This window comes from Aliiglaciecola sp. 2_MG-2023 (assembly GCF_030548145.1).
In the GTDB taxonomy this organism is placed as follows: Bacteria; Pseudomonadota; Gammaproteobacteria; order Enterobacterales; family Alteromonadaceae; genus Aliiglaciecola; species Aliiglaciecola lipolytica_A.
Window position 1 is genome coordinate 46160 of sequence record NZ_JAUORY010000026.1, and the last position, 22584, is coordinate 68743.

General features: G+C 41.6%; 17 protein-coding genes. 5 read left to right on the forward strand and 12 right to left on the reverse strand.

Annotated features, from left to right (window positions below; all coding sequences use genetic code 11):
• Positions 1-17: 17 nt before the first annotated feature.
• From Q4567_RS19365 to Q4567_RS19375, 3 genes are all read right to left on the reverse strand, one after another.
• Positions 18-1310, reverse strand: a complete 1293-nt coding sequence (locus Q4567_RS19365) for an MFS transporter (protein ID WP_216049488.1) — start codon at positions 1308-1310, stop codon at positions 18-20.
• Between the two features lie 172 nt (positions 1311-1482).
• Entirely contained in the window at positions 1483-3807 is a 2325-nt protein-coding gene (locus tag Q4567_RS19370) for a chondroitinase-B domain-containing protein (protein ID WP_303501801.1), read from the reverse strand.
• Between the two features lie 440 nt (positions 3808-4247).
• Positions 4248-4994, reverse strand: a complete 747-nt coding sequence (locus Q4567_RS19375; protein WP_216049486.1) for an SDR family NAD(P)-dependent oxidoreductase — start codon at positions 4992-4994, stop codon at positions 4248-4250.
• Between the two features lie 444 nt (positions 4995-5438).
• Here Q4567_RS19375 and Q4567_RS19380 point away from each other — a divergent pair, with 444 nt between their 5' ends.
• A complete protein-coding gene (locus Q4567_RS19380) occupies positions 5439-5987 on the forward strand; it encodes a heme NO-binding domain-containing protein (RefSeq protein WP_252729327.1) in 549 nt (182 codons plus the stop codon).
• Positions 5984-7477 carry a sensor histidine kinase gene (locus tag Q4567_RS19385; RefSeq protein ID WP_216049484.1) on the forward strand — a complete coding sequence of 498 codons (1494 nt, stop codon included), beginning with the start codon at positions 5984-5986 and terminating at the stop codon, positions 7475-7477. The genes Q4567_RS19380 and Q4567_RS19385 overlap by 4 nt, the downstream gene beginning before the upstream one ends.
• On the opposite strand, the gene Q4567_RS19390 is transcribed toward Q4567_RS19385, so the two are convergent.
• From Q4567_RS19390 to Q4567_RS19405, 4 genes are read right to left on the reverse strand one after another with little or no spacing between them, the layout of a single operon-like run.
• On the reverse strand, positions 7474-8769 hold the full coding sequence (locus Q4567_RS19390; RefSeq protein ID WP_216049483.1) for a response regulator: 1296 nt from the start codon (positions 8767-8769) through the stop codon (positions 7474-7476). The two genes, Q4567_RS19385 and Q4567_RS19390, sit on opposite strands and share 4 nt — an antisense overlap.
• Positions 8762-10423 (reverse strand): ATP-binding protein, encoded by a 1662-nt coding sequence (locus Q4567_RS19395; protein WP_216049482.1) that lies wholly within the window; start codon positions 10421-10423, stop codon positions 8762-8764. The genes Q4567_RS19390 and Q4567_RS19395 overlap by 8 nt, the downstream gene beginning before the upstream one ends.
• Complete coding sequence (locus tag Q4567_RS19400; protein WP_216049481.1) at positions 10423-11262, reverse strand: phosphate/phosphite/phosphonate ABC transporter substrate-binding protein; 840 nt, start codon at positions 11260-11262, stop codon at positions 10423-10425. The genes Q4567_RS19395 and Q4567_RS19400 overlap by 1 nt, the downstream gene beginning before the upstream one ends.
• Before the next feature lie 25 nt (positions 11263-11287).
• Positions 11288-11851, reverse strand: a complete 564-nt coding sequence (locus Q4567_RS19405) for a response regulator (RefSeq protein WP_216049480.1) — start codon at positions 11849-11851, stop codon at positions 11288-11290.
• 178 nt (positions 11852-12029) lie between these two features.
• Between Q4567_RS19405 and Q4567_RS19410 the strand changes: the two genes are divergently transcribed.
• Together Q4567_RS19410 and Q4567_RS19415 are read left to right on the forward strand one after the other, a co-directional pair.
• Positions 12030-13067, forward strand: a complete 1038-nt coding sequence (locus Q4567_RS19410; protein ID WP_303501806.1) for a hypothetical protein — start codon at positions 12030-12032, stop codon at positions 13065-13067.
• Positions 13068-13089: 22 nt separating this feature from the next.
• Entirely contained in the window at positions 13090-14841 is a 1752-nt protein-coding gene (locus tag Q4567_RS19415) for an EAL domain-containing protein (RefSeq protein WP_303501809.1), read from the forward strand.
• Between the two features lie 38 nt (positions 14842-14879).
• Here Q4567_RS19415 and Q4567_RS19420 read toward each other — a convergent pair whose 3' ends face one another.
• The 4 genes from Q4567_RS19420 to recG all read right to left on the reverse strand — a co-directional run bounded on the left by Q4567_RS19420 (position 14880) and on the right by recG (position 19856).
• Positions 14880-16061 (reverse strand): NAD(P)/FAD-dependent oxidoreductase, encoded by a 1182-nt coding sequence (locus tag Q4567_RS19420; protein WP_303501812.1) that lies wholly within the window; start codon positions 16059-16061, stop codon positions 14880-14882.
• Positions 16062-16531: 470 nt separating this feature from the next.
• On the reverse strand, positions 16532-17005 hold the full coding sequence (locus tag Q4567_RS19425; protein WP_303501813.1) for a peroxiredoxin: 474 nt from the start codon (positions 17003-17005) through the stop codon (positions 16532-16534).
• Between the two features lie 18 nt (positions 17006-17023).
• Entirely contained in the window at positions 17024-17788 is a 765-nt protein-coding gene (locus tag Q4567_RS19430) for a class I SAM-dependent methyltransferase (RefSeq protein ID WP_216049460.1), read from the reverse strand.
• On the reverse strand, positions 17781-19856 hold the full coding sequence (gene recG, locus Q4567_RS19435; RefSeq protein WP_303501816.1) for an ATP-dependent DNA helicase RecG: 2076 nt from the start codon (positions 19854-19856) through the stop codon (positions 17781-17783). Before recG ends, Q4567_RS19430 begins: the two co-directional genes overlap by 8 nt.
• 300 nt (positions 19857-20156) lie before the next feature.
• Between recG and Q4567_RS19440 the strand changes: the two genes are divergently transcribed.
• On the forward strand, positions 20157-21479 hold the full coding sequence (locus tag Q4567_RS19440; RefSeq protein ID WP_303501819.1) for a mechanosensitive ion channel family protein: 1323 nt from the start codon (positions 20157-20159) through the stop codon (positions 21477-21479).
• 61 nt (positions 21480-21540) lie between these two features.
• On the opposite strand, the gene Q4567_RS19445 is transcribed toward Q4567_RS19440, so the two are convergent.
• Positions 21541-22170: a peroxiredoxin-like family protein gene (locus tag Q4567_RS19445; RefSeq protein ID WP_303501821.1), complete on the reverse strand. Its 630-nt coding sequence runs from the start codon at positions 22168-22170 to the stop codon at positions 21541-21543.
• Positions 22171-22584: the final 414 nt, after the last annotated feature.

Consider the following 22584-nt stretch of genomic DNA (forward strand, 5'->3'; position numbering starts at 1 on the left):
TTAACAAACCCACAGCACTATTTGGCTTCTACAGGCTCTATTTTAGGACACAATATCCAAATACTTGCCATTGCTAGTATCGCTAACGCAGCACCAATCACAAATACCACTGTGTAGTTACCGTCGGCAGTTAATGAGGGCACTAGATAAATCAACACACCGGCAGCCAACTTAGCGGCCATCCCAGCAAAGCCCGATAAAGTACCAACAGATTTTCCGCCAAACAAATCACTTGGCAGTGTTTGAACATTACCAATAGAGGTTTGGAAACCGAACAAGATGGTCGCCATAATAAGTACAGCAGCAACTTCTCCACCTGGGTCAGACAGCATTAACAATGCAGGCAGCATGATTAAGCAACCCATAGTGATAACCAGTTTTCTGGTTTTATTTACTGTCCAGCCGGCTTTAAGACGATTTTGAGCAAGTAGGCCACCAAACCATGCGCCTAGCATCGCACCAACATAAGGAACCCAACCGTAAATCGCCAAGCCCTTAACATCCATTTGATAGACTTCAACCAAATAGGTAGGAATCCAAACAATAAACAACCACCAGATTGGGTCGATTGCTGCGGTAGCAATAATTACGCCCCAACTTTGTTTATGAGATAACAGTTGACCTGTAGTTGGTGTGTACTCTGGCGCGCTGATGCCATTTTCACATTTCACTTCATTTTTCTGACCAGTCAGTATGTATTCGCGCTCTTCTTCAGTGATCCAAGGGTGAGATCCAGGAGGAGATTTAACAACAATCAACCAAGGAATAAGCCAAAGTAGTCCGGTACAACCTACAATCACAAATATTGCTTTCCAACTGAAAAACAATGCAAGGTAGGCGATTAACGGAATTGAAACTATCCCGCCGATTGCTGCGCCTGAGTTGAATATCCCTTGAGCTAGCGCTCTTTCACGGGTTGGAAACCATTCCGCATTCGCTTTAGCAGCGCCGGGCCAGTTACCTGCCTCAGAAATACCTAAAATCGATCTAAAGATACTAAAGGTTAAGATACCTTGGGCAAAGGCGTGCATAATCGTCGCCAAAGACCAGATTCCGATGGACAGTACGAAACCCATTCGGGTTCCGACCCAATCGAAAATCTTACCAAATAACGCTTGTCCAAACGCGTACGAGAATAAGAAAACAATACTGATAATACCGTAGACTTCTTTCAACTCTGCATCAGTTTTTTCAGGATAAATTTCCTTACCCATGAATGGCCAGAGTACGCTCAAGGATTGTCTGTCGATATAGTTCACTACCGTTGCCAGAGCAACGAGAGCAATAACCCACCATCTTAAATTCTTCATGTTTATGTTTACCTATACCTGATGCTAATAATATTATTCTTTACGTTTATGATTACGTTTGTTGGTTAACTTTTAGAACCTTCATTAATCTCGAAACCCTTGCATAATGCCGTGCTCACATATTCTTTATAAGACTAGGTGAGCACGGTTTCGCTGTCTTGGTTTTATTGCTTCACTTAGAAACATTACCTTTCATAACCGCAGTAGAAGGACCCTTAGCAAAGGTTTCTGTCACTACCGGTAAAAGTGTTTTAGTAAATGTATTGTTCAATATCTGGGTACGCGGCTCGCCAACAGTATGATCGATAGTGATGACCTTGCTTTGCGTAAACTGATTTCCCTCTAATAGAGTCTGTTGAACACCTAAAAGGAAGATAGCAGAAGCAGATTTATTACGTTTGCCGCCACCAACATTTTCAACTGTGCTGTTGGTCATTCTAAAATGTGGACCAAAAGTACTTTCATCTGTACCGCCACGATAGACTTTCGCAACCGCACCTTCAATGTTCACAAAACTAGAATTTTTGATAGTGACGTATTCCGCATTATAAATGCCCAAATCATCTTGTTCTTTGTCTAAGCGTAGAACATCACCCGTGATATTTTTGAAAACACTATCAGTAATCTCAATATTTTCGGCCATGCTGCGGTAACCTGAATCAAAGACATGGGCCGAATGATTAACGTTTAAGTCGGTAATATGGGTATTGTTGATGGTCAATTTGTAATTATGCAGGGTGGGTAATTTGGTATTTCTAATTAACACATTACCTGCATTGTCTGGAGTTTTAACGCCTGAAATATTCAGTCCATCTAATTTCAAGCTGCCGCCATCTTCTATTTCAAAAGTCAAAGAGCGCATTGGATAAAGAGTAACGGAACGTGGAGTAGCGGCTTTAAGGGTTACCACAGACTTCACTTGTAGTTGTTTGTTTAGATCATAGTTACCTGGCGCAAGCATTATGACGCTGCCGTCTGCTACTTCACCGATTGTTTTCATAAGCTCTGCGGCTGAAGAAACATTCACCACACCTGCAGAATCAAACTCAACAGGCGCGTCGGCTTTAGGATACCAACTTACACCGGTTTCATCTTTAGCAATAGGCTTAAGTGACGCTGCAGCACCAACATTGGCTTGCTGTGCGCTGGCACTTTGAAGAAGACCATTATCGCCTCTGACCAAATCACTTTTGTGTATTGTGAAACCTGAAGCAATCTCTTCTTGTGGAGATTGGCTGGCAATGTTGTTGGCAAAGGTAATACCTGAAACATCATCAAATATTTTAAAAGGATTACTGCCGTCAGCATTGATGATCAAATTATTTGAAAAGCTGCTGTCAATTGGTGTTGCAGTACGCTCACTGTCACTGCCGCCAGCCAAATTAATGTTGTCGACGTTAACAATAGTGTTGTTTTCGATTGTCGCGTTTTTAACTTGATGATAGCGGTTAATAGTTGAATTAGGCACGCCGTTTAGAATAGTAAAGCCACCACCAAAACGAATTCCTGTTAACCCTTCCATATAGTTGTTGCGAATGGTTTGGTCAGCGTTGATGACACGAATACCACCAGTATGGTCTTTGCCATTACCGAAGAATACGTTGCCTTCGACTACGTTACCGTTACCATGACGTAGAGTTAAGGTTCCGCGGCTTTCTAAAAATACGTTATTAAGGAATTGGTTTTTACCAGATTTATTAGAAATGATTTCCACTTCACCGTTACAACGTTCAAAGTAATTATTTTCAACCACTGTGAAAGAGTCTGTTAAAGAGTACTTACTGGTACCAATACGCAGTGTTTCGCCACCGTTAGAGCCAAGGATTGGACGTGGACCGAAGTAGTTATGATCTATGCGGTGATGGTTCTGTTGGCTATCTTCTGTATTCAGTCTAACCGCCATGGTCACACCAGCATTGTTTTTACCTTCTAAATGGCTGTGGTCAAAACGGTTATTCTTGCCGTATAAAACAACCCATTTATCCGCATTAAATTTGTCCGTGTTGCTAAATCCATCAATAACGACTTCGGTTACCCGTGAATTATAAGCTAAGGTGTTAGCGTCTTCTCTGAACGAAATCACTTCACCAGTGGGGCTGTATCCGTCTTTAAATACGAGTCCTTCAACAACCAAATATTCACCAGATAAACGTAAGTTAGAAAGTCCGGTTAAAATGACTTTGCCTTTGGTTTGGGCTTTTAGGGTAATTGGTTTTTCAGCTGTGCCTTTACCTTTTAAAAGAATTTCAAAATCTTTCCATTCTTTGTCAGCGAGAATTAAGGTATCGCCAGGTTGTAATGACGCCGCTGCTTCTAAAAACTGCTGTTGGTTGTTAATCAAAATACCATCTGCGGTTTTGAGCATTTCAGCAGAAGCTGATTGGCTAGTTGAGTTTTTGCTAGTGTCAGCATTTTGAGAAGATGCGCTACAACCCACAACTGAAACAACCATGGTAAGAGCGACGATACGAGGAAAAGAGAATTTTTTAGCAAACATTCAACACGACCTAATTCCATTTTTAAAAATAAGTAGAACCCTTTCAGTATTATTAATACGATGAGCTCTGGTTGGCATTGTATGTAGTGGAAACCATACATGATTTATTTGTTACTGACACTATTACTTGTGCGTCAACTAAGCTTAGGCTTTGAATTGCAATAATTAAAGTAATGAATATCGAATAGACAATGTAACCAATTCAACAACATTGTGTCAACCACACATTAACATTTATTATTACCAATAGCGCCATTATTGGTAATACCAAATACTATTCTATTGTTTTTAAACAAGTTTAACTTGTAAAAAAATGGGCCCCATTTAATGAGACCCATTTTCCACTTTAGTGATTAATTTCACTACGTCATCCACATGATTCGCAATCTGCCAGCAAAGAGTCGCTAATGATACATTCGCAAGATCCTAACCCGTGTTGGTTATGAGAACAGTAAACCACCGTTTATATCAACGTTATTACCTGTCATGTAAGATGAGTCGTCATCTGCCAAAAAGCCTACTAATTTAGCCACTTCTTCGGAGGTACCTTCACGCTTGATACAAGTTGCCCCAGCAACATTGGTGCGAACCGCATCAGGGGTAAACGTATCGTGGAAACCGGTAGATATCATGCCCGGACACACCGAATTAACCCGAATATTAGGACCTAGCTCTTTGGCTAAACCACGGGTAAAGGTTGATACAGCGCCCTTAGACGTTGCATAAGGGATAGCACCACCGCCACCACCGTCACGAGCAGCTTGAGAAGAGAAAGTGACGATAGAGCTGCCCGGTTTCATATGCGGGATTACAGCTTGCGACATTAAAAACAGCGAAGTTAGGTTCACATCTAGTACTTTTTTCCAGTGAGCTAAATCCATTTCGGTTATTTTTTTGCGCTCAACCAAGCCACCAGAAACGTGGACTAAGCAGTCGATAGCGCCAAATTCTGATAATGCAGCTTTTACGGTCGCATCAACACTGCTTTGCTCGGTTAAATCGGCTTGCACAGCGACCGCTTTGCCACCAGCGGCAGTAATTTTAGCCACCGTTTCTTGTGCTGTTGTGGCACTGGCATGATAGGTTAACAAAACGCTCGCACCTCTCGATGCTAATTCTACTGCACAGGCAGCGCCAATATCTCGACCACCACCAGCTACAATAGCTACTTTACCTGTCATTGACATAAGTTGTTCTCCAAGAGTAAATGTTTGTTTATACCAGAATGAAATCTTGCAATTATTACGTTGTGTAGCTGATAACCAGAGATCTTAACAATCCAATTAACGTCAACATGCACGCGCAACTGCTGGTGTATATGTTAAATTAAAGTAACTAACCCGAATTTCATTGTCAACCAAGAAATTAAATTGATCATTACCAAAAATGCTAACCAAAATTACTATTTGGTCGTAATAATGACTATAGTCTATTCATTAAATTAATGACTATTATTTAATATATGCAGAGTAAAGTGCCACAATATGTTAATCGAAATGCGCCCTGTAACGGAAGAAAGACTAGTCAGTGCGACTAAAGCAGCATTGATATAAAAGTGGAAAAGGTTTTCAATCTAGCTTTGATACGCCTATGTTTAATAAAGACATGCTTAAATTTGATAGATAGAAGGAATGGCCGTGAAAGGTATTGTTTTTGTAAAGTTTAATGAGTTTATCGAAGAGCTGTGGGGTGAGGAGTTTTGGGACACCTTACTGGATGAAGCGAATTTACCAAGTGAAGGCATTTATACAACAGTAGGCACTTATGACGATCAGGAGTTATTTACCCTAGTTGGACTTGTGGTAGAAAAACAAAACATCTCAGCTAAAGACGCTCAATTCGCATTCGGAAAATGGGTTTTCAAGGAATTATTTAACGCCGCGCCAGCTGGTGCTCATGATTTTAAAGACGTTTTTGAATTTTTACACGCGGTGCAAGACTTTATCCACGTAGAAGTCAAAAAACTCAATCCAGATGCCTTATTACCTGAGTTTGAATTTCTATCTGAAACACCGACTACCCTATCCTTTCACTACCAGTCTCCGCGCAAGTTATGTTATTTCTGTGAAGGCATTGTGTACGGCCTAGCGGAACACACTGGACAAAAAATTGCGGTCTCACAAACAGAATGTGAACATCAAGGTGATCAACGCTGCGTGTTAGAGGTGGTGAAAGTTTGACACTATCCAAAGAAGAATTGGAAAAAAGAGTTTCCGTTCTTGAACGCAAGGCCTTGAGAGAAAAAAAGGCACGGCAATTAGCTGAGAACCAGCTAGAAAAATACTCTTTGGACATATACGAAGCCAATCAGTCGTTGAAGGGCGCTCTGGCCGACTCTAAACAAAAGCAACTGGAATTGGAGTATCTAGCGCGCACCTCCAGCGATGTAGCATCTGAAATACCGCTCAACGACATGATATCCAATATCGTGATGTTGACAGGTGAATTTTGTTCCGCAAGTTATGGACTTTTAATTATTAGCGAAAATGGCCAAGACCTATCTGACAAGAACAAAAAAGTATGGTCGTTAGAACAAGGTTGGCAGGAAAACAGCAAAGCTAAAGAATTAGCAGTTTCTTTATTACCCCTTTGTGAGTCAACAATTATGGACTCATGGTTGGTTTCACTAGTTGACAACAGCGAGCTTGACCAAAACCGACCTATCAATTCAATTTTCTATACGAACTTTGCTTGGTCTGGCTCTAAAGTGGGGTGGTTAGCGTTTTTAAGCGAAGATGAAGGCATTGCGGAAGATTTTCTACCGGTATTAAACACCTCAAAAGAGCACTTAGTCAGCGGTATTCGAAGACGCTTAACGGATATTCGGATATTGAAACGTAACGTGCAGTTGCAAGATTCCTTAAGTAAGCTCGAAAAAGCTCGCCGTCAACTTATTCAGTCAGAAAAAATGGCATCTTTAGGGCAGTTAGCCGCTGGCGTAGCCCACGAAATTAATAACCCTATCGCTTTTATACGCTCAAATTTAGAAGTGCTGCAAGATTACTTAAATGATTACAAACAACTCAATACGCAGATGCAAGCCAGCTTCGAAAAAAACAAAACATTGGATATTTCTCGGTTTGAAGACATATGTAAAAAGGTTGACCTAGACTACATCGAAGAAGACTCCGAAGATCTACTACAATCAAATATTGAAGGCTTAGACAGAGTGAAAGAAATCGTCGATAACTTGAAAGGGTTTTCTCACTCAGGAGATGAAGCTTTAGTTGAGACATCGTTAAACGACTGTATTCAATCCGCTCTTAAAATTGCTGGAAATATGTTTAAATACCAGCACAAAATTGATAATCACATGTCTACTGATTGCCCTTTGATTTTAGGTAACTCCGGCCAATTGCAGCAAGTTTTTGTGAATTTATTTGTCAACGCTGCTCACGCAATGGAGGACGGCGGTTTACTCACAATTGACTACACCAAAATCAACGACGCTGTGGTAATCCGCATCAAAGACACTGGCAGCGGTATGGATGAGGAAACGGTAAATCAACTATTTACGCCTTTTTTCACCACTAAACCTGTAGGTGTGGGCACCGGCTTAGGGCTATCCGTATCTTATGCAATTTTAGAAGCTCACGGCGCACAGGTTACTGTTGATTCTGAGTTAAATGTGGGCACCACCTTCAATATCACGTTTCCAGTGATTAACTAAGCCTCAACCCTATCATCTTCTACAATCAATGAGATCGGTTTGGCTTGGCTTTTTTCAAATTGGGTTAGCTTCAAAATCGTCGCTTGATTAAAAACATGTCCTTCTGGCAACACCAGAATATGTTTGTCATTCAAAATGTTGTACTTCAATGTCATCCCAGGCTCGAGCTCCTGAGTAGTAATAACGTTTTCGACAAACTCATCTGAAACAATATCTTCGTTATCCAACAAAATATCCAGTATTTGCGGATCGTAATGAGTCCCTTTCAGTTTAGTCATTTCGATCGGAAAAGTAGTATCGTCCAATTTTACTGGATTGATGCGGCCCATCTTATAACGCCAATAGTCTCTGGCTACCGCCAAGATTTTTGCGCCTAAAGGGATTTGTGCATCCACTAATTTCTTGGGACCAGAACCGTTCAATGTTTCAAATTGGCAGGTAATTATATCTGCTACATCTTGTAGATGGGTTGCAGGAGCAAGTACCAACTGAGCCACTTTAATTTGTTCTAGGTATTCCTGCTGCTGGTTGTAATTGAGCTCTTTGAAGGGTTTGCTATATAGGGCTGTATCTAGCCCTAATAAGCCAATTTCACACAGCAATGCGGCATAAGATATGGTATTAATCTGTTGTTTGGGTAATGATAATTTTTCCGCTATGCGTTTGGCAAGTAAGCTAACACTATTCGCAAAACCACCGTTTAAGTTAGGGTTAATACTGATTAAATTGTATAGTACTTTTTGGGTGGCACTGTTGTTATGCTCAATTCGCTGCATCGCTACGTGTATTTGTTTAGTACGCAACTTAACTTTGTCTTCTAAGTTTTGATTGAGCTTTTTAAGCAGCGAGTTTTGTTTTTTTACTAACTTCTGTAAATGACTATTTTCATTCTTTAATCTGACTTTTTCCAAGCCTTCTTCGATAGTTTGAATAACCTCTTCGTTATTCCAAGGTTTTTGTAAATAGCGGTGGATCTTGCCTTTGTTTACCGCATCTATGGTTGATTCCATATCGGAATAACCGGTTAGTAGAATGCGATGACAATCCGGTTCTGTTATTGCTACTTTTTCCAATAACTGTGCACCAGACATGCCCGGCATTTTCATATCTGATATAACGAGGTCGATCTTATTTTGTTCCATTATCTCTAGTGCTTGAGTGCCACTTTCAGCAAGTAGCAACTGATAGTTTTGTCTATGCAGCAAGCGCTTCATTGACTTAAGAATATTTACTTCATCATCAACGCAAAGGACTGTCATTGGTATTTCTGTTTCAACATTTTTTTCACTCATTATGGTTGCTCTTGAGATCTTCGCTATCGTTTTGAATCGGCAGGGTTACGGTAAAACAACTGCCTTTGTTCAGTTTACTGGTTACGCTAATTTCACCACCGTGTTCTTGAATAATGCCGTAGGAAATAGACAAACCTAAACCTGTTCCCTTGCCCACATCTTTAGTACTGAAAAACGGATCAAACAACTTACTTAAGTTATCAGGCGCGATACCAGATCCATTGTCTTTAACCGATATAACAACATCTTGGTTTTGTACTTTAGTGGAAATAGTGATTTGTCCTTTCTCACCTATCGCCTGCCCTGCATTGATTAATAAATTGGTGAGTACCTGGCTAATTTTTCCAAAATTCATCTTTATCTTGGGTAACTCGCCGAGATCTTTATGAATTTCACAATGATATTTAAGCTCATTGCCGACCATTTTAAGGGTGGTCTCGATACAATCGTTAATATCTAACCAACTCTTTTCCTCTGTGTCTGCCCGAGAAAATTGTTTTAGATCTTTGACGATATTGGTGATCCTATCTAAACCATCAACAGACTCGCTAAGAATGTCTTTCGCATCTTCATTGATAAAATCTAAATCTTCATTATTTACAATATCAATTAATTTTTGTTTAGAGGGCTCTACAGATTGGGATGTATCGTTCGCAAAAACAGTTGCCACTTGTGTACTGATTTGACGATAGACATCAACATATTGTTGAAGGGAACTTAAATTACTTTTAACAAAACCAATGGGATTATTAATTTCATGGGCTACGCCTGCAGCAAGTTGTCCGATGGAAGCCATTTTTGCAGATTGCGTCAGCTGTTTCTGCGTGGCATGTAGCTCCTGATTTATCTGTTCCAGTTGATGATTTCGTTGGTTTAATAAGGTAGTGCGTTGCTCTACTTTTTGCTCCAATGTGCTATTAAGCAGTTCAAGCTCCTGCTGGTAAGCTTCAGTGCGTGCATTCTCATATTCCAAGGTAGTCGCGAGTTTATTGAAAGCGCGAGTGACTTCGGCTAATTCGTCATTGCCATTCACTGGTAATTGAGCCTGATTAAAAGAGCCACTTTCTATATTGGTTGAAATTTCTCGTGCAGCAGTTCGTAGAGTTGCCAATTGTTTGGTTAAATAGTTTCCCAATACAAAGGAAAACAAAGCCACTAGCGCCATTTCTACGATGGCGATACCAGTAGTCCAATTTTTAATCATGTCTACTGAGGTGCGAATATTAGAATTATCTAAGCCAAGCTCGACGCGACCATAAATGTGCTCAGATTCAGTGATTGCGGCAAAACTATCAAACACACCATCATTTACGTCTTTGACTTGTGCATCTTCGACAAACTCACGAGATAGCAACTGTGTATCACCAGCTTGGGCCAAAACTTGGTTTTCACTGTTTATGACCCTTACATAAAGGATATCTGGATTTTCCAATAATTCGGCGCTATAGGTCTCTAAAGATGCGAGGTCATAGGTTAACACTGCGTGTTTTATAGTACTTGCGAACAGCGAGGTAACAGTTGATGAACGGGTCGCTAAATTATCATTTAAAGTATTACGCATAAAATTGACGGCAGTAAATATCAAAGCAATCAATAACACAGCCTCGATGGCCGCAATGCTTACTATCGTTTTATTGCGTAAGGAAAGATTCATTAATTAGCCAAAGCTGTTGCTGGTTTGCTAGTCATTAGCGCATCGATATTAAGTGCTCTTACATCATCCCAATCACTATTTTGTGCGCCATCAAAACCATTGAAATTAATACTTTTTAGTAACGCCTTTCCCTGTTCACTGTTATTCATGTTCAAGAGAACGGCTAGAATCTTATCTCTTGTGGCTGCATCCACGTTTGGATGGGTGGCAATAGCATGGCAAGTGTATCTAGCACTCTTCCAGATAGTTACTAGGGTAGATTGAGTATTTTCGTCCATGTTGTTAAGTGTGCGTTGAATCCCGCCGCCAGCTGGAAAAAAACCTCTAGACACATTCAGATAAACTGAGTCATGGGAGCCCACGTACTTGGGAGTATATTCCAAACCTAGATTATTAAGCTCTGCTTGCGGCAATAAACTTGCGGCGAATGCTGCTGGAGCCGGGAAAGCTAATTGGCTACCTGCCAGATCTTGGATATTCTTAACCTTACCATCAGCATGAGCAACTAGGACGCCTTGGATGGTTTTATTGCTTTGTTTCGCTAAGGCGTTGTAACCAGAGCTTTGGTTATAAACAACATAGTGATAAGGATTCATATAGGCGATATCGTATTCACCGGATTCAAGACGTTTTTCAAAGGTAGGAATATCTTTTGCCGTAGTGAATACAATATTGAGATCGGTTTGGTCGTTAATATGTTGCAGTATAGGAGTCCATAAAGTTGCTAAGCGTTTGGCCGACTGCTGCGGTACCACGGCGAAGGTTAGGGTGCTCTGTTGTGCAATTACAGCACTTGGAAAACCAATAAAAAAACCTATAAAAAATAATAACTTATACATTAGAACACCTCACTTTTGAATATCACTACTGGGTCATTTCGTTTACTAATTTCAATAATTCATCGTTTTCGAATGGCTTGGAAAGTACTGCGTTAGCACCTAATGCAAGGGCTTCATCAAGGCTGTCTTGATTCAATGCTGATATCACCAATATTTTCAAATCACGAAACTGTTCTTCTGCGCGTAAATGCTTCAAAAGCTCGAAACCATTTAAACCAGGCATGGTCAGATCAAGCGTCATCATGCTAGGTTTGTGTTGCATCAGTTTACTGCCCGCTAAAAAACCATTAGTGGCGGTATCACACTCAAAACCCGCTTTTTTGAGTACGCGTTTTATCGCATTGCCCATATCTTTATCATCGTCAACAATCAGAACGGTTTTGTTATTGGGTAAAAGTCCTGGTGGCACTGGCATATTGTTTTCTCTTAAAAAGAGTACAAAATTATCCACTGTCACCCTATTGTTGCCTCTTCCCGGTAACTTATAACCTTTCAAACTTCCCTTATCTATCCAACGTATCACCGTACGTAAATTGACATCGCAATATTCAGCAATGTCACCTGTAGTAAGAGATTTAACTTTCGTCATAAACGCTTTTCCTGAATTAGTTTTATAGTTATATCACATAAGACAAACAAGACATACATGACTAAAGTATAATACACGACATTTGTGACATTTGCTACATTTACGTCACTGATATGAATATAGTTAATTTAGCTTTGCACAACGCAGAGAATTTAGGTCCTCAGAGGTAACGTATATAATGAATAAATTGCATGTACTAATCGCTGTCTGTGTGCTGAGCATACAAAGCGTGCAAGCAACAGAAACAGAGCTTGATGGCAGCGTATTGCTCAGATACGAAAATGAAACGGACCAAATTAATTTAACACCACGTAAAAGAGTAAGAGTAATTGCTGCGATTGGCGTCACTAGTCAATTGAATGATGTGTGGTCATTTACGGCACAAGCGCGCACAGGATTAAAAAACAAGCAGAATGTTCCGGCCTTTACGTTATATCAAATCACCGACCAACCCGCTGGCGACAAAGACATTTACATATCACGCGCTTTTGCGAAGGCAAAGTTTGACAGTCTAACCATGTTTGCAGGGAAAATTCCTTGGAAAACCAATCAAGTTACCGATCTGTTTTGGGACAGGCACTTAAATCCTATTGGTGTTCATTTAGATTATGACCTTGGAGCTGGGCAGAATTTGAAATTCACTAGCTTCAAACCTCTCGATGGCGCAAGTGGCACCGTTGGCCACATGTCTATTTTTCAATATCAGAGCGTATTTTCAACTGATTTAGGGAAATTAACTGTATCTCCATGGTTTGTCGATTATCGTGGCCAGACAGGTGCGTTGTATGCCAAAAAAGACACACAATTCGATAATCAATTTGTACGTTTATCGATGAAAATAAAACAAGGGAATTGGCAGTTAGGAACCGATATTGGCTGGTCGATTAAAGACACGCCAATAGAACTTGGAGACGCGTTTTCTAAGCAAAAATTGAGTTATGCCATTGAGTTAAAACAGGGTGATTTGAAAACTAATGGAAACTATTTAACCCAACTAAGATATTTACACGTTGAACGGTTTTCAGTGGTAACAGAGTTTGCACAAAACGCGTCAAGTCGTTTTGCTACAAGCAACTTTAAGGGTTGGGATTTACGTATACGCCATAAGGTAAGTAAAAATTTATGGGTAGGTGGTCGTATATCTCGGACGCAACGCTTAGTGGGGACACCCGAGCAAAGTGTGCGATTCAGATTAGAAACAAAATATACCTTTTAACCGTTATTTAGGGCCAACTATTATGTCTACAGCACTTCAAAGATACCTTTCAGAAACGCCTGCGGAGCTTTGCAATCTTCTTGTTATAGACGACGAAGAGAGTAACCTAAAAGCCATTAGCCGCACGTTTAGACGCACAAAGTACCAGGTCTTCACCGCCACCAGCGCCAAAGAAGGTTTAGAGTTACTCACTCAACATGATTTTCAAGTGGTTTTGTCTGACTTTCGGATGCCGGATATTGATGGCGGTACCTTGGTTAAAAATATCAAACAATGTTTTCCCAACATCATTTCGATGATTTTAACTGGCTATGCAGACTTTGATGCTGCTGTAGATGTAATGAACTCTGGAGCGGCTTATAAATTCCTAACCAAACCTTGGAATAATCAGTTGCTAATAGAGAATGTTGAACAAGCGTTTAAAGAATACCATCAGCGTTTGCTTAAAATGTCTAAAGAGAAACTAAACGCACAATACATCAAACCAGATCGTATAAGATTAGATAGCACCATTAAGTTTTTACTCGATCAAGAAGCCCAATTTGCGCTAGCTTCGGTGATTATTTCTGATATTTCCTTGCATGACCAATATTGGGCTAAAAGAGGAGAACAACAACTTTTAGGCTTAGAGTCGGTAATTAATAATATACAGGCCTGTTTACCAAATAACTGTGAGATATTTGAAGTAGATGTCGACCAAGTGCTGATTATTATTCCCGAGTCTGAGTGCGATACTGAACTGCATAACAAAATAACTTTATTGAGTGGAGCTTTGTCGGCTTGTTCTCAAAATGACCTTAATATTCCTAAACTACAGTGCAATTTATCTTATGCTTTAGCCCCCTTCTCTGATATGGATACGCAACAGTTATTGCACTCCATCAGAAATCTTCCGGAGCAAGACTTCCACGAGAGCAAACATCACGGTCAAAAACCATGTGTAGTGAAATTAGATGCCACTTATGTGGCGAAAAAGAAGCGTAAAAAAACCATTCAAAATAGTATCCAACAAGCAATAAATAGTGACCAGTTCAGTTTGTATTTTCAGCCGAAAGTACGGTTATCTGATGGCATAGTCGAAACGGCTGAAGTATTAATGCGCTGGCAGCACTCATCTTTAGGCTGGGTGTCTCCGGTTGAGTTTATTAGCCTTAGCGAGCTAGATGGTCAAATTGAAAAAATCGGAAGTTGGCTATTAAAAAACAGCATCAATCAGTTGATTGGCCTGCAAAAACAATATGGCAATAATATCAAATTAGCGATCAATGTATCTCCCCGCCAACTTCAGAACAATAGATTAGTAGAAGAGTTAACATATTTGCTAGGCAAGACCGGATTGAACCCTGCTAGCTTGGAACTTGAAATCACTGAAGGATGTATTATCGATGATTTAACGCAAACCAGCGAAATACTTTGGAAATTAAAAAAACTAGGGGTAAATATCGCAATTGACGATTTTGGCTCTGGCTATACTTCGTTTGCCTACTTAACAAAATTACCTGTTGATGTGCTCAAACTAGACAAAATTCTAATTGACGATTTGGGGATAAATTCAGACGTAAGTGAGATGGTTCAAAGTGTTATAGAGCTATGTAAAAAGATGCAAATTGAGGTCGTCGCTGAAGGGGTTGAAGATGAACGCCAAGTTAAAATATTAAGAGATTTTGGCTGTGACTACATTCAAGGCTATGTATACAGTAAACCTGTCGCCAAACCTGAATTTGAAAAAACCCTAATTAACCAACCATTTAAGGTTGCAGATAAAGCCAATTAGATTTGCACAAACGCATTCAGTGGATCTTGGAATATGATTTAAACATTTTGCCCAGCAACCCAAGCGCTGCTCCAGGCCCATTGGAAATTATAGCCGCCAAGCCAACCGGTGACATCGACCACTTCACCGATAAAAAATAGGCCATCGATGTCGTTTGCCATCATGGTTTTCGACGATAGTTGATTAGTATCGACGCCGCCCAAAGTGACTTCTGCTGTTCGATAGCCCTCTGTGCCATTGGGTTTTAATTGCCATTGATGGAAGGCTGCGGAAACTTGCTCAAGCTGCTTACCTTGGAATTGTTTAAGGGGTTTATTTTGTAATCCCAAATAGGGTAAAGCCGTCTGTACGTAGCGTTTTGGAAAGTGCTTAGATAACGCGGTCGCTAACAAACTATCTGGTGACTGTTGCTGGCTTTGGTTCAATTCTTCGAGTAAATCGCCGTTGGGAAACAAATCAAACTCAACCTCTTGACCTGGATGCCAAAACGATGAAATTTGTAACACCGCTGGGCCGCTTAAACCGCGATGGGTGAATAAGATATTTTCGTTAAAACTAGTATTATTGCAGCTTGCTCGCGCGTCTAAAGAAATGCCACTTAACTCGGCTAATACGCTTTTGTCTTGCTCGTGTAACGTGAAAGGAACCAGTCCAGCCCGCGTTGGTTTTACGCTTAAACCAAACTGTTCAGCTATTTTGAAGCCGAATGGTGAAGCGCCTAATTTCGGCATAGATAAGCCACCGGTGGCCACCACCAGCGACTCGCACCTATATTCACCTTTGCTGGTTTGCAAAGTAAATCCATCGGATGTTTTATCAATATCGAAAATTTCACATTGATTAGTCACCCCAGCCCCTGCCTTATCGCATTCTTGCAATAGCATATTGAGGATATCTTTGGCCGAATCATCACAAAATAATTGCCCGAGAGTTTTCTCGTGATAAGCGATTCCGTATTCAGCGACCAACCCAATGAAGTCCCATTGGGTGTAACGACTTAGGGCTGATTTACAATAATGGGGATTGTCTGAAAGAAAGTTTTCAGGGCTGGCGTACATATTGGTGAAATTGCAGCGCCCACCACCTGACATCAATATTTTGCCACCAATACGTTTAGCGTGATCCAGTACTTGCACCTTCCGGCCACGCTTAGCGGCTTCAGCTGCACAAAATAATCCGGCAGCACCAGCGCCGATGACAATGACATCAAGTTGTTTCAATATATACTCTGTTTTTGTGTGTGATGAAATTTGAGCGATTAGAAATATCTACGCAAATTGTTGAGGGGCATTATATCGTTTCCAAGAAGGTGTGGCACGGGATTTATCCCATTCAAATTTGTAGCCTGGTCTTTAGGCCATAGGCTCTCTCGGGGCTAAAGCCGCCGACTACAGGTGGAATGTCCTGTAGCATGGTCTTTAGGCCATGAAAGCTTAATGCTAGAGCGCGGCGCTAAAGCACCCGCCTACAAAAACGTCCACCTACCGTGGGGCTAAAGCACCCGCCTACAAGAACATTCCCGTAGCATGGCCTTCAGGCCGTGGAAGAATACCGAACCGCGGGGCTAAAGCACCCGCCTACAAGAACGTCCACCTACCGCGGGGTTAAAACACCCGCCTACAAAAAACATTCTCGTAGCATGGCCTTTAGGCCGTGGAAAAATACCGAACCGCGGGGCTAAAGCAACCGCCTACAGAGACTTCAACATTGTCTCGGCATCACTAACTTCGAATGTGCCTGGTTCTTCAATATTTGCTACTTTGATAACGCCATCTTCGACCAACATGCTATAACGACACGAACGGATGCCACCAAATGTGCCGGTGTCGATGTTCATACCGATCGCGCTGGTAAAATTACCATCGCCATCGGCTAACATTAAAATCTCGTCGGCATTGTGCTGTTTACCCCAAGCTTCCATCACGAAGGCATCGTTTACTGATAAACAAATAATAGTGTCGACGCCTTTGGCTTTGATTTTATCGGCTAGTGTCACATAACCAGGTAAATGTGCTTGTGAACAAGTTGGTGTGAATGCACCAGGCACAGCAAACAAAACAACCTTTTTATCAGCGAAAAGGTCTGTGGTTGTGAATGTTTTCATTTCACCATTAATTCTTGCTGTGACATTTGCTTCTGGTAACTCACTGCCTTTACTAATCATAATGTTCTCCAATTAATTCTATAGGTTGGTCAAATAGACATCAAAGCGAAGCTTTTTGCCTTTAATCGACATATTAGGTTGTTTATCATTTAGGTAAGGAGCCGTATCTGGCCTTTTTACCACAACTCGTTGTTTTGCTAATTTTAGCGCAGGTTCGAGTAAGTCATCCGCATCTTCATCGACTCCCAGCAACGTTTGGAACAAGCGCATTTCTTTTTTCACTAGCGCCGATTTTTTGCGATGGGGAAACATAGGGTCCAAATACACCACATCCGGTTGTGTATTTTGCCAACTCGCCATAATTTCCGTCGCTGTGCCGCGCAAAAGAGTCATTCGTTGCGGTAGCCAATCACTCACCAGTGGTTGAGATTTAGCTCGCTGCAAACCATCTTCTAATAAGGCAGCTACTTCTTTGGATCGTTCAATCATATCTACGTGGCAACCAAAGCTTGCCAATATAAATGCATCTCGGCCTAAACCAGCGGTTGCATCTAAAATCCGCGGAAAAACATTTCCTTTGATGCCCACAGCCTTTGCTATGGATTCTTTTTTAACACTGGTTTGTTGTCGTCTGAAGGTCAATACATCAGATGCAAAGTCTACAAACACCGCGCCCAATTTGGGTTCATCCAACTGTTTAAGGGCCAAATAGTGTTGATCTAATACTAGCGCTAATCCCTGAGTTTGCTGATTATCAATTTCCAATCCCCAGTTTGTTTGCCAAATAACAGCTTGTTCCTGTAATTGTGGATTTTCCGGTTCAGTTAATATTAGCTTAAGCATGGCCATAACGCTCTTTATGTCCTAGCCAGCGATTAATGATGGCTTGAGATTTTGACGGATAATGTTGCCACATATGAGAAGCAATATTTTGAACTTGAGGGATGAGTTCGGCATCTCTAATTAAATCAGCAATTCTGAGATCCGCCAATCCAGTTTGCTTAGTACCAAGCAACTCCCCCGGCCCTCGTATTTCAAGGTCTTGTTGCGCAATATAAAAACCATCATGGGATTCACGCAACACTTTTAACCGTTTGCTCGCGGTTTTCGACAATGGACTTTGATACATCAACACACAATGACTTTCCACTGAGCCCCGCCCTACTCGCCCTCGCAACTGGTGTAATTGTGCTAAGCCAAGCCGCTCGGGGTTTTCAATAATCATTAAACTAGCATTAGGTACATCGACCCCCACTTCTATTACGGTTGTGGCCACTAATAAGTCCAATTCACCTTGCTTAAATTGCTCCATGATTTGCTGTTTTTCTTGCGATTTCAGGCGGCCATGAACCAGTCCTACCTTTAATTCGGGTAAAGCGGTATGCAGGGCAATAGCTGTGTCTTCTGCGGCCTGACACTGCAACACTTCTGACTCATCAATAAGAGTACAGACCCAATAAGTTTGACGCTTCTGGTTAACTGCAGCGTTGCGCACTCTTTCAATCACTTCACCTCGCCGCGTATCGGGTAACACAACTGTGGTGATTGGCGTGCGCCCTGGGGGTAGCTCATCAATTATCGAGGTATCAAGATCCGCATACGCTGTCATCGCTAAGGTTCGTGGAATAGGGGTTGCGGTCATAATCAGTTGATGGGGAAACGCCCCCTGTAGCTCGCCTTTCTCTCGTAACGCCAAACGCTGGTGCACACCAAATCTATGTTGTTCATCGACAATAACTAAGGCAAGTTTATGATACTCAACCGCTTCTTGGAAAACCGCATGAGTACCTATGAGCATATCAATCTGACCATTTTTCAGTTCAGTTAATACCGATTCTCTGGCTTTACCTTTTAACTTACCGGCCAGCCAACCAATTCGAATATTAAGCGGTGAAAGCCAATCACTAAAGTTATTGGCATGTTGTTCTGCCAGCAGCTCAGTGGGTGCCATCATTACCACTTGGAAACCTGCACCTATAGCAGACAAAGCTGCCATTGCCGCCACCAATGTTTTACCAGAGCCCACATCCCCCTGGACTAACCGCATCATTGGCGAGTCTTGTTGCATATCATGCTGAATTTCATCTACCACACGGGATTGTGCGTTGGTTGGAGTAAAGGGTAAGTTTCCTAAAAACTGGTCGATTAACGCTGTAGAAATCGGAATCGAAAAAGTTTGTTGGCGCTTACTTTGCTGGCGAACTTTTAAAACACTTAAATGGTGAGCTAGTAGTTCTTCGATGATCAAGCGTTGCTGAGCTGGATGTTTGCCTTCCTCTAATAGCGACAAGGCGACATCGGGAGGCGGCCTATGGACGAGCGATAGAGCATCTACTAGGCTAATTTGTGCCGCGTAAAGATTATCCGGCAGCAGTTCCGCTAGACCACCCTGTTTCAGTTTAGTTAAAGCTTGCTCACTAAGATTGCGTAGAGTGATTTGCTTTACGCCTTCGGTGGTGGGATACACTGGAGTAAGTGATTCTTCCAACTCGCTGACGGATTCATCACGTTTAACGCGATATTCAGGATGCATCATTTCTAAGCCGAATTTGCCTGCCCGCACTTCGCCGAAAGCACGAATCGTGGTGCCTTTTTCTAAACTGTTTTTTTGTGCTGCCGAGAAATGGAAAAAGCGTAAGGTAAGGGTGCCAGTATTGTCACTTACTCGCACCACCAACATCCGTTTTCGGCCAAATTGCACATCACAAGACATTACTTCCCCTTCAATGCTTGTGTGCAAAAAGGGCTGCAAATCGCCAATGGGGTAGATACGCGTGCGATCTTCGTAACGAAGGGGCAAATGGAACAGCATGTCCTGAATGGTAACTAACCCAATTTTTTCGAGCTTTTCAGCAACTTTGCTGCCTACACCTTTTAATTCGGTTAATTTTGTTATTGCCAGAGATTGCATCTGAGCCTTTTTATTCAGAACGAAACAACCTGTTATTTTGCCTTACAGCCAGCAGAATACAACTATTCTGAAGGCTAAAAATACAAAACCTTGGACAAAGCCCCTGCCCGCTGATATTTAAAGGCTTTTAACCTATCTAAAATACACGAAGTTTCACGCTTAAGATTGCTTTTAACATGAACACCGACCTGAAATTGGATAAAAACCAAGTCTATACTTAGTGCAATTATTCCGAACCAACTATACGAATTGACGGTATTGGTTCATAGTAAGTTTAGAAATTTGAAAATGTGAATTGATATGAACCTAGAAACCATTTCCACCCAAGCTGATCAATTATGGTTAGTTATTCTTAGCACTTTAACCAACCCAAATACTTATGCTCAAGTTTCCATAGTGCTGTTTGTCTACTTATTGGCTTTTTGGTTGGCTCGCAAAATACGAAATGCGGTAGGACTAACTCACTACGAACCAGACTCAAGCGCTCACCCTATGCGTAAACTCGCCTATCGAGTGGGTTATTTGGTTTATCCATTGATTGCATTGATTACCTTAAAAGTGATTATCGAAACAGTCCACAATGCAGGCTTTTCAACATGGCTTTTGGATACAGCCTTGACCATTGCGGTTTTACTTTTCTATTACTCAATGATTCGCGTGTTGGTTGTAAATACTATCGCCGCGAAACTATTCAAGTGGGTGGGATTACCGATTTTACTGCTGCATTTAACCGGCTCACTTAGCACTGTTATTGTTGCACTGGAAGACATATCTCTTACCTTAGGTAACGTTAATATCACCGCATACGGCGTGGTAAGAGTGCTGATTTTCGGTGCAGTGCTATTTTGGCTTGGACGCGCATCTAATAGCTTTGGCAAAGACATCATTCGTAAACAAGAATCGATAGATATTCGTACTAGAGAAGTTTTTTCGAAACTCTTTGAGGTCGCGGTATTTTGCATTATTGCACTGTTATTGTTAAATGTGATGGGCATTAATCTAACTGCGCTTGCCGTGTTTGGTGGCGCCGTCGGTGTAGGGTTGGGTTTAGGTTTACAATCCATCGCTTCGAACTTTATTTCAGGCATTATCATTTTGCTAGATCGCTCGTTAACCGTTGGCGATTTTGTGGAAATGGATGACGGCAGTAAAGGATTCGTCCGTGAGTTCAGAATGCGATACACGGTTCTAGAAACCTACGACGGCAAAGACATTCTGGTACCCAATGAAAAATTCATTTCCAATTTAATGGTCAATTGGACTCATAAAGATCCTAAGCAGCGTTATCGAGTAGATTTTTCAGTGCCATACGCAACAGACATACGCTCGATGGTAGAGTTTATTAAAGTGGCGGTGGCCGAACACCCTTCTGTCATCAGCGGCCCGGACGTACCATTTGAAGAACGCCCAGATTGTGAAATTGATAGTTTCGGGGACTCTGGGGTAAATATGTTTGTGGAATTCTGGATGGAGGGCATTGATGATGGCAAAAATCGCGTTGGCGGGGATTTGATGTTAATAATCTTTGAAACCCTTAGAGAAAATGGCATTGAAATACCATTCCCTCAACGTGAAGTTCGGATCCTCAACGAAGAGACATACAGTGTCAAAAGTTCAAGTTAGAGAATGACTGAGCCCTGTTCAACTTTAACTGTTTGAAAGGGCTCACAACTTAAGTAAGTATTTACAAACTTAGTTTGGCTGCTTGTAAAAGCAGCTCTGCAGAAGGTCTTACTTTAAAGTTTGGATTAACATAGTTGAATTTGATTAAGCCTGTTTTGTCGGTAATAAACACTGAAGGAGCCGGCAATACCGCCCGTTCACTGTCCGCATCTTCGGTTAACACTATGTTGTTTTTCTCTTTGTATCTAGATTTTGTTTCCGCAGGTACATAAAAACCAATTCCAAACCCTTTGATGGCCTGTAAACTTTCGTCTGATAACAACTGCACGGCAAATTCAGTTTCTAGTTTTTGCTCTTGTAAACGTGTTGGTGATTCGGGCGATATTGCTAATATTTGATAACCTAAATCAACCAAAGGTTGCTCGATATCTTTGAGCTCTGCTAATTGACGGCTGCAATAGGGACACCATCCCCCACGATAGAACAATATAATCGTCGGTTTTTGCATAATCATCGCCTGCAAACTAACCGGCGCACCAGTCGCAGTCCGCAGTGTCACATTGGGAATAGTTTGGCCATTTAATAAGGGAGTTACATCTTCAGGGGATTCCGCGATTAAAGTTCGGTCTAAGGCAAACAGCTGTGTTGCAAAAAGCGTAAGAAACAAGCCGATTAGGTAAGCGGATCGCATAGTAGGTTTCCTTTTAAAGTATGTTCGCAAACATAACAATGTAGCATGGGATTTATCCCATGGAAATATTTAGGTCGGATGATAGCGCGGGGCTAAAGCAACCGCCTACAACAGAAACCCGTAGCATGGCCTTTAGGCCATGGAGGTCGGAAGATAGCGCGGGGCTAAAACAACCGCCTACAACAGAAATCCCGTAGCATGGCCTTCAGGCCATGAAAGGTCGCATGATTGCGCGGGGCTAAAGCAACCGCCTACAACAGAAATCCCGTAGCATGGCCTTTAGGCCATGGAATATCATAAGATAGCGCGGGGCTAAAACAACCGCCTACAACAGAAACCCGTAGCATGGCCTTTAGGCCATGAAATATCATAGGATAGCGCGGGGCTAAAGCACCCGCCTACAACAGAAACCCC

What these genes read in the sequence shown, in the direction of transcription:
- Q4567_RS19365 (WP_216049488.1), bottom strand. Translation starts at nt 1,310, where the DNA reads ATGAAGAATTTAAGATGGTGGGTTATTGCTCTCGTTGCTCTGGCAACG.
- Q4567_RS19370 (WP_303501801.1), bottom strand. Translation starts at nt 3,807, where the DNA reads ATGTTTGCTAAAAAATTCTCTTTTCCTCGTATCGTCGCTCTTACCATG.
- Q4567_RS19375 (WP_216049486.1), bottom strand. Translation starts at nt 4,994, where the DNA reads ATGTCAATGACAGGTAAAGTAGCTATTGTAGCTGGTGGTGGTCGAGAT.
- Q4567_RS19380 (WP_252729327.1), top strand. Translation starts at nt 5,439, where the DNA reads ATGGCCGTGAAAGGTATTGTTTTTGTAAAGTTTAATGAGTTTATCGAA.
- Q4567_RS19390 (WP_216049483.1), bottom strand. Translation starts at nt 8,769, where the DNA reads ATGAGTGAAAAAAATGTTGAAACAGAAATACCAATGACAGTCCTTTGC.
- Q4567_RS19395 (WP_216049482.1), bottom strand. Translation starts at nt 10,423, where the DNA reads ATGAATCTTTCCTTACGCAATAAAACGATAGTAAGCATTGCGGCCATC.
- Q4567_RS19400 (WP_216049481.1), bottom strand. Translation starts at nt 11,262, where the DNA reads ATGTATAAGTTATTATTTTTTATAGGTTTTTTTATTGGTTTTCCAAGT.
- Q4567_RS19405 (WP_216049480.1), bottom strand. Translation starts at nt 11,851, where the DNA reads ATGACGAAAGTTAAATCTCTTACTACAGGTGACATTGCTGAATATTGC.
- Q4567_RS19410 (WP_303501806.1), top strand. Translation starts at nt 12,030, where the DNA reads ATGAATAAATTGCATGTACTAATCGCTGTCTGTGTGCTGAGCATACAA.
- Q4567_RS19415 (WP_303501809.1), top strand. Translation starts at nt 13,090, where the DNA reads ATGTCTACAGCACTTCAAAGATACCTTTCAGAAACGCCTGCGGAGCTT.
- Q4567_RS19425 (WP_303501813.1), bottom strand. Translation starts at nt 17,005, where the DNA reads ATGATTAGTAAAGGCAGTGAGTTACCAGAAGCAAATGTCACAGCAAGA.
- Q4567_RS19430 (WP_216049460.1), bottom strand. Translation starts at nt 17,788, where the DNA reads ATGCTTAAGCTAATATTAACTGAACCGGAAAATCCACAATTACAGGAA.
- recG (WP_303501816.1), bottom strand. Translation starts at nt 19,856, where the DNA reads ATGCAATCTCTGGCAATAACAAAATTAACCGAATTAAAAGGTGTAGGC.
- Q4567_RS19440 (WP_303501819.1), top strand. Translation starts at nt 20,157, where the DNA reads ATGAACCTAGAAACCATTTCCACCCAAGCTGATCAATTATGGTTAGTT.
- Q4567_RS19445 (WP_303501821.1), bottom strand. Translation starts at nt 22,170, where the DNA reads ATGCGATCCGCTTACCTAATCGGCTTGTTTCTTACGCTTTTTGCAACA.